This is a genomic window from Acrocarpospora catenulata (genome assembly GCF_018476525.1).
GTDB lineage: Bacteria > Actinomycetota > Actinomycetes > Streptosporangiales > Streptosporangiaceae > Acrocarpospora > Acrocarpospora catenulata.
In genome coordinates, this window is record NZ_JAHCST010000070.1 from 40,644 (window position 1) to 47,583 (window position 6,940).

Genomic DNA, 6,940 nt, shown 5'->3' on the forward strand with positions numbered 1-6,940 from the left:
CCGGAGGACTCCCACCCACCCATGGAGATAAGCCATCGGGGGTCCGCCAGAAACCCCCAGGTCAACGCCTCAAAGTAGGCTCTGACCTGGGGATATGCCTTTCAGCGGCGTTGGAGGTGTCCCACTGTCGCCAACTGATACCAGCTTCTGCTTACCAGTCGCGGGCCACACACGGGCCAGTGCGTTCCCGTCTCTTGGTCGCTCAGCATGGCATCTCACTTGGCCTGATGGCCTGGCGGTCCGGATCGCGGAGCATGACCTTACTCTGCCTTGGCCCGTACTGTCTGCCGGTGCTTGCGCTGCGCTATGGCGGGACGTGTCCCCCTCCCCACACTTCCTCCCTTCCCGGGGTGTCATCCCGTCCGCTATCGCCCGGAGCGTTGCTTAGCGGGCCAGGGGTGGCCGGTCAAGGTGGAGCCCCCAACTGGAGGAACGACCTTGACCGGTCGCCCCTGGCCTGCTTCTCTGCGCGTAGAGGTGATCGCGGACGGGATGACACCCCGGCTCCCCAGCCACGCCAACACGCGACCCGCACCCATGCGCGGGCTCCTGCCATCCCAGACGCAGGAGCCCCCGCCGGAGGCAATGGCTCTAACCCGGCGACGACGAACCCCAGCCTTTGCGCGGGTAGTGGGATGGGATGCGGAGCGGAGCGGTACCGTCGCGGTGCGAACCAACCGGGCACGGTTGATAATCAAAGAGCGCAATCAGCGGCGGGTGGGAATGACTGCTTCTGGTTCTCAGATGGTGATTAAGCTGAGAATGCTTCGGGCAAGTGCTTCGTCCTTGGCGGCGATGAATTTCTGTCGCCTCCTCATAGCTGCCGTGATGTCAGCTATAGTGCCCAGTTGATTGTCTAGAGTGATCCGGACACCGTTAAGGTCATAGACGACACCGCCAGCCGCACTGAGTATGTACTGACCCGGAGCTAGATCCCAAATGGCGAAGCCTTTGGCGAACTCAACCATGGCGTCTGTAAATCCTGCCGCAATATGACAGAGCCCGATGGAGCCGAAGTCGAGGCCGATGCGTCCGCGTCCCTCGCCCAGCACATGCAACAAACGGGCCTGGCGGCTAAGTGGAGCAAAGCGTTCCGCTGGCTTCATAAAGAAGTTGGTGATAAGGGAATCGGATAGTGACGTGGATTCCCTAGTCTCAAGGTCTAGAACATGACGATTTCCGTCTGCGGTAAACACAAAGGCTCGATCATCCCCTGAATGGTCGCGCACTGCGATGTACAACTGAAGATGATGGAAGATGTCGCCGACGGCCGCCGCGATTGGGCGACCAAGTGCCCGCGAGTAGACCATGACGTGGGTGTAGCCGTTCAATGCGCGTACGGCAAGTTCGCTGGTATCCAGAGGATCAACGAGAATGCAGAGGTCCGGATCCGGATCCTTGCCGACGACAAATGGGTCGTCTTCTTCGGAGGCATAAATGAATGAGTTGAAGCGTTGAGCCAATAGCTCTCTGTAGCGCTGGTGCATCCATAGGTCGTGAGCGGATAGGAAGTTGTCCGAGTGTCGGGTGTTCTCGTTCTCTGAACGGTCGCCCGACAGGGCTGCATCTATCAACTTCGGACGGATCTCGCCGATCACCATTCGGACGACGTCTGCCAGGTGCTGCGCTGCACCCGGTGTCGCGTGATTTGCCATCTTCGGATCACCGTAGTTCGAGTGGCGGTTCGATACCAGGGGGATTCATTGTGGCCGCAATGAATACGGCGGAGAGATTGGCAGCTCGCATTATCTCGGCACCTGTCAGTTGGTCAAAACTCTCTATCTTCAGGTCGGGATCCTTGGTCATTGCCCCAAAAACGGCGAAGTAGATTTCGGCCGCCGGATAGTGGCGGCGAATATTGGCGCTGATGAAGCCGATGACATCGGCATGCTTTACCTCGAAGTCACATAGGATAATCGTCGGCGCTTCGCGCAGTTTTGGAAAGACGGAGGCATCGTCAATGGCTATCCCGTCGCGATCCTTGATGCACTTGAGGTAGCCGATAGGGCATCGGCCGAATTGGGCGGAGGCGAGAAAGGTTGCCATAACCAGGCCGGCCTCGTTGATCCCGAAACAGGCATCGACTTCAACTCGACGTCCGAGATTCTTGATCTGGCTGATTATTCGTTCAACCCCGAACCCGAACGTTGCCCAGGTCAGGTTTAGCAGCTGACCCGGCTTAGGGTTTGGCAACGAGAATAGCTGTATCGTGGGATTCCCGTATTCTACGGTTGGGACATCGAGACTGAAGTCGTCACCGATGACATTGTCGGCAACCGATATTTCTTGCAGTTGCATGGAAGATGACGCCGTAGCGGCTAATTTCTTCAGGGAAATCTGGTCTTCTGGAGCTAGCCGTTCATACGCTTCTGCAACTAGGTCAATCGGCTCGATGTCTTCCTCAGCCACACCTAGCGGACCTTTGCCGTAGGCGTTTGCCAAGATTAATAGGCTTGAGAATGAGGGTGGCGATCCTGCCCCTCCCCGAGCACGCGCCCACGTCTCCCAGGCATTGATGGTGGTACCCCCGAGACTCGTCTGATGCCCGGTGGCCGTGTTGTAGCGGGCTGCTGCTTGATCTTGCGAGAGGCCGCAGGAGTAGCGGTATGCCTGAAGGCTGCATACATCTGGGTGCCTGCTCATCAGTTCGGTTGCAGCCGACCTCACCGAGCCCAGGTCTTGCCATAGCTGGGTCCCAAGTCGGGCTAGCTCACGCCCACGTGCTTGCGGGCTCGGCCGGGTTCGCTTCCGAACAGTCACCATGTCTCCGGGTAGCTCTCGCCCCAACATCACTGAAGGCTCGCAGCGCCAGGATACCCATTCTATTGGGCAACTCGGCCTTCATCGTCTAAATAGGCAGGTCAGAGCTACCCAGAGACCCGAGTATCGACGCGCTTTCAAGTAGGTGTGATGGCCAAGCGTCGGTGAGATCGTCAACCAATCATCTGTCCGATTGAAGGACGGAGAAAGGAATCGGGCTCGAACTGGCGCTGACACGTCCAGCCGAGCCCTTGATCGCACAAGCGGAGGTGCGACCCAATGGGAGAGCTTAAGGGCGGGGACGCCGTAGCGGCGAGGGTCTTATCGGAGATCGATCCTGAGCTGCTGAGGGGGAAGCGGCCGGTTGGTCCGGCCATGCTGGCGCGGTCTGAGGTGGGGCGCGGGCACTATGAGCGGTTGGCTGCTCATCCGGTCTCGTCGGGGCTGGCGCGGGCGTACGTCAGGCGGGCGGTCATCGAGGCGGGGCGTAGGGACCTGGCCGATGCTGCCGAACTGGTGGTGGCCGAACTGGTCGCTAACGCGATCCGGGCCACCGAGGAGACCAAGGCTTCGGCGGGCCGGGAGAGTGCGGTGAACCGCGCGTGGGACGTGGCGGTGGGCGCGTATGAGGTTCGGGGTGGGGTGGTGGTGGAGGTTTGGGATTGCAGCCGGATGCCGCCCCGGCTGGTCGAGCCTGCGGAGGATGACGAGAGCGGGCGGGGGCTGGTGCTGGTCGGCGCGCTGTCGGCGGAGTGGGGTTACCGGCGTCCGGCCAGTGGCGGGAAGGTCGTCTACGCGACGATTGAGGCGGGCTTGTGAGGGCGGCGGGCGCGGCGGGGTCGGGGCTGGAGGCCGGTGTGGTTCCGCTGGCCACCTACGGCAACGCCGCGATTCCGGTTCCTTATGTGATCGCGCGTTCGGGTGAGCTGGTGGAGGATCGGCCGGTCTTCGCCATGGATCAGAGGCGGGGCAGGGAAGAGCCGTACCTGACTTATGCGCCGGGCAAGGCGGCTGACTGGGTGAGCGGGATGCTGCGGGTGCGGGTGGCCGATACCGGTGTGGGTGAGCCGTTGTGGCGGAAGGTCAACACCGTTCGGCAATGGAAGTGCATGAACGAGCTTCTGTGTCAGATATGCGGGCTACCGGCGGCGGAGCCGGGCCAGCCGCTTGCCTGGGTTCTCACCGAGGCCTCCTTTCAGGCGCTGTCGTGGGTGCGTGATGCCGGGGACACCAACCAGCCTGCGGTCTGCCGGGAGCACCTTTCCGTGTCGCTGCGGCTGTGTCCTCGGCTGCGGGCCGGTGCGGAGGTGGTGATGGTGGAGTACGCCGAACCGGTGGCGGTGCTGGCTGCGGTGTTCGAGCCGGGGCCGGGCGCGGACTGGCGGATACCGAAGCTGGTTGGCCACAACGTGTATGTGGGGCTGGATGAGTTCGCGCGGCATCCTCGCGTGCTGGCCACGCAGTTGGTGATGCGTCTGTACGGGATCCGGCGGGGGGACGGCGGGGCGGAGTCGGTGAGTACCGGATGAGGCGGCGGCGGTCTCGTCAGCCGGTGGAGATCTCCGATGAGGAACTGGTGCGCCGGTATGAGGCTGGGGAGAGCTACATCGGGATTGCCGAGTCGGTGGACACCAATCCTCAGAGGATCCGGTCCCGGCTGGTGGCGGCGGGGGTGGAGATCCGCTCTACCGGTCGTCGGCGCGTGCCGGTGGAGATCTCCGATGAGGAGTTGGTGCGCCGGTATGAGGCCGGGGAGACCATGGCCGCCATCGCCGGATCGCTGGGTGTGGATTCGGGGAGGGTGCGGGCCGGGCTGGTGGCGGCGGGGATGGAGATCCGGCCTTCCGGTCCTCGGCGCTTGCCGGTGGTGACTGAGGAGGTGGTGCGCCGGTATGAGGCCGGGGAGAGTTTGCGCGCCATCGCCGGGTCGCTGGGCGTGCACAGGCTGAGGGTTCGTTCCGGGCTGGCGGAGGCGGGGTTGGAGATCCGGCCTTCCGGTCCTCGGCGCTTGCCGGTGGTGACTGAGGAGGTGGTGCGCCGGTATGAGGCCGGGGAGAGTTTGCGCGCCATCGCCGGGTCGCTGGGCGTGCACAGGCTGAGGGTTCGTTCCGGGCTGGCGGAGGCGGGGTTGGAGATCCGGCCTTCCGGTCCTCGGCGCTTGCCGGTGGTGACTGAGGAGGTGGTGCGCCGGTATGAGGCCGGGGAGAGTTTGCGCGCCATCGCCGGATCGCTGGGCGTGGACGCGCTGAAGGTGCGTTCCCGGTTGGTGGCGGCGGGGGTGGAGATCCGGGCTGCCGGTCCTCGGCGCTTGCCGGTGGTGGCTGATGAGGAAGTGGCGAACCGGTATGAGGCCGGGGAGAGCATGGCCGCCATCGCCGGATCGCTGGGCGTGGACAAGGTCAAGGTTCGTTCCCGGCTGGTGGCGGCGGGCGTGCGGATCCGGCCGAAGGGACGGGCGGGTAAGCCGCTGGGGGTCTCGGATGAGGAGTTGGTGCGCCGTTACCGGGGCGGGGAGCGTATCAACGCCATCGCCCGGTCGCTGGGCGCAGACTTCGGCAGGGTGCGTTCCCGACTGGTGGCGGCGGGGGTGGAGGTGCGGCCTGCCTGGGTTTGGGGTGGGCGTACGCCGGTGGTGGTGGCTGATGAGGAGTTGGTGCGCCGTTACCGGGGCGGGGAGAGCATCACCGCGTTAGCCCGGTCGCTGGGGGTGGGCTTCGCCAAGGTGCGTTCGCGGCTGGTGGCGGCGGGGGTGGAGATCTGGTCTGGGGGAGGTTCGCGCGGGCGGGTGAGGACAACTGTGCGAAAGACGCCGCTCCCCCCGGCGTCCGGGCTGGGGTGGGAAAGCAAGATTCGGGATGGACATGAAGGTGAGGAAACGATGAACGAAGGCTCTGACCGGTCGGGGCAGAGCGGGCTGATCCGCCGTAGGGGCATGGTGCCGGTGTATGTCCAGATCGCCGACGTCATCGCTAAGCGGATCGCCAATGGTGATCTGAAGCTCGGTGATCGGGTTCCGAGCGAGAAGGATCTGATGGAGGAGTTCGGGGTGGCGCAGATGACCGCTCGGCGGGTGCATCGGGAGTTACGTGAGCGGGAGCTGGTCCATACCGTGCAGGGGGAGGGCTCGTTCGTGGGTCTGGAGGGGACGCCGAAGGCGGATTATCTGCGCCCGCTGTATGTGCAGATCGCCGACGTGATCGCCAAGGAGATCCGCGCGGGCGGGATCGCGCCGGAAAGCCCGATTCCCAGCGAAAGGGAGTTGATGGCCATGCATGGCGTGGCCAAGGCCACGATCCGGCAGACGATTGCCTTGCTGCGTGAGGCGGGGTGGGTGATCACCATTCCCTATCGGGGAACCTTCGCGGCTCCCCGGCGCTCGTGGCCTGAGCAACCCGGCGATGCCTCCTGATGACCGGATCCCAGGCCGCCGCCCTCCTGTGGGCTTCCGGCATCGGTCCTTATGCCTGGCACTCGTTGCGGATGGCTCGTGCCTTTCTGGCCAAGGATCCGCTGTTTCTCTGTGACGAGTGCCGGGAGCGCCGCCGTGAGGGCAACCTTCTGTCGGCGATGCCAGACGCCTTGATGGCCGTCTGCATGGTGCTCGCGGCCATGCTCTGGCCTGGCCTGTTGATCCGTTCGGCTGTCCGCCGTCTGATGGGCAAGCCCCGGCATCGCTGCGACCGCGCGCCCATCTCGACGAGCGGGTGAGCTGACTAAGCCCTAAGGTGCGGTGTTCCGGCCAGAGTGCGTGGCCGGTTGGTTGGAATGCGGGGTTGTCCGGGGGTGAGGGGTGCAGCGTGGAGGCCGGTTAGATGCCCGGAGGGCACCCGTAGGGCGAGCGTGAGCGAGTCTTGCCGGCCGTAGCGCGGGCACGGTGTGGATCTTGGTGTGTGCTGTGGGCGCCCCTTGGTGATCTTGATCGGTCCCGCGGTGCCCTTCTTGATGATCATGGCGCCTCTGCTGGGGGCGGGGGCCTGGCCGCTCCCGCCGGGACCGGCCGAAGGCCGCATGCCCGGCGGGGAGGGCGGCCGGGTTGGCCCTCGCCGCCCGCGTAGCGGGCGGCCGTTGAGTCGGCATGAGGCGCGGTATCGAGATTGCTCTCAACCCGTCTCCTCATGCCGCTCGCCGAACCCGCCGTGCGCCTTTCAACGCAACGGGCTCTCCACGGTTGCTGCCGTCA

Annotated in this window: 7 protein-coding genes; 4 read left to right on the top strand and 3 right to left on the bottom strand. The window is 64.4% G+C overall.

What is annotated here, in order from left to right; translation table 11 throughout:
- Nucleotides 1–740: 740 nt before the first annotated feature.
- Together KIP79_RS39965 and KIP79_RS39970 are read right to left on the bottom strand one after the other, a co-directional pair.
- The gene (locus tag KIP79_RS39965) at nucleotides 741–1,655 is read right to left on the bottom strand and encodes an inositol monophosphatase family protein (protein WP_214110232.1); all 915 of its coding nucleotides are present in this window, start codon (nucleotides 1,653–1,655) and stop codon (nucleotides 741–743) included.
- Between the two features lie 7 nt (nucleotides 1,656–1,662).
- Nucleotides 1,663–2,442, bottom strand: a complete 780-nt coding sequence (locus KIP79_RS39970; RefSeq protein WP_214110239.1) for a hypothetical protein — start codon at nucleotides 2,440–2,442, stop codon at nucleotides 1,663–1,665.
- A 735-nt stretch (nucleotides 2,443–3,177) separates the two neighbouring features.
- Here KIP79_RS39970 and KIP79_RS39975 point away from each other — a divergent pair.
- Both KIP79_RS39975 and KIP79_RS39980 read left to right on the top strand, forming a co-directional pair.
- Nucleotides 3,178–3,579, top strand: coding sequence for an ATP-binding protein (locus KIP79_RS39975; protein ID WP_214110233.1), 402 nt, complete (start codon nucleotides 3,178–3,180; stop codon nucleotides 3,577–3,579).
- Nucleotides 3,580–3,617: 38 nt separating this feature from the next.
- On the top strand, nucleotides 3,618–4,289 hold the full coding sequence (locus tag KIP79_RS39980) for a hypothetical protein (protein WP_214110234.1): 672 nt from the start codon (nucleotides 3,618–3,620) through the stop codon (nucleotides 4,287–4,289).
- A gap of 109 nt (nucleotides 4,290–4,398) precedes the next feature.
- Here KIP79_RS39980 and KIP79_RS39985 read toward each other — a convergent pair whose 3' ends face one another.
- Nucleotides 4,399–5,163 (bottom strand): hypothetical protein, encoded by a 765-nt coding sequence (locus tag KIP79_RS39985; protein ID WP_214110235.1) that lies wholly within the window; start codon nucleotides 5,161–5,163, stop codon nucleotides 4,399–4,401.
- On the opposite strand from KIP79_RS39985, the gene KIP79_RS47860 reads away from it, so the two are divergent.
- Both KIP79_RS47860 and KIP79_RS39995 read left to right on the top strand, forming a co-directional pair.
- Entirely contained in the window at nucleotides 5,123–6,169 is a 1,047-nt protein-coding gene (locus KIP79_RS47860) for a GntR family transcriptional regulator (protein WP_250214613.1), read from the top strand. The two genes, KIP79_RS39985 and KIP79_RS47860, sit on opposite strands and share 41 nt — an antisense overlap.
- The gene (locus KIP79_RS39995) at nucleotides 6,169–6,468 is read left to right on the top strand and encodes a hypothetical protein (protein ID WP_214110236.1); all 300 of its coding nucleotides are present in this window, start codon (nucleotides 6,169–6,171) and stop codon (nucleotides 6,466–6,468) included. Before KIP79_RS47860 ends, KIP79_RS39995 begins: the two co-directional genes overlap by 1 nt.
- Nucleotides 6,469–6,940 lie beyond the last annotated feature (472 nt).

Coding starts and splice junctions, on each gene's coding strand:
- KIP79_RS39965 (WP_214110232.1), bottom strand. CDS start 1,655: ATGGCAAATCACGCGACACCGGGTGCAGCGCAGCACCTGGCAGACGTC.
- KIP79_RS47860 (WP_250214613.1), top strand. CDS start 5,123: ATGGCCGCCATCGCCGGATCGCTGGGCGTGGACAAGGTCAAGGTTCGT.
- KIP79_RS39995 (WP_214110236.1), top strand. CDS start 6,169: ATGACCGGATCCCAGGCCGCCGCCCTCCTGTGGGCTTCCGGCATCGGT.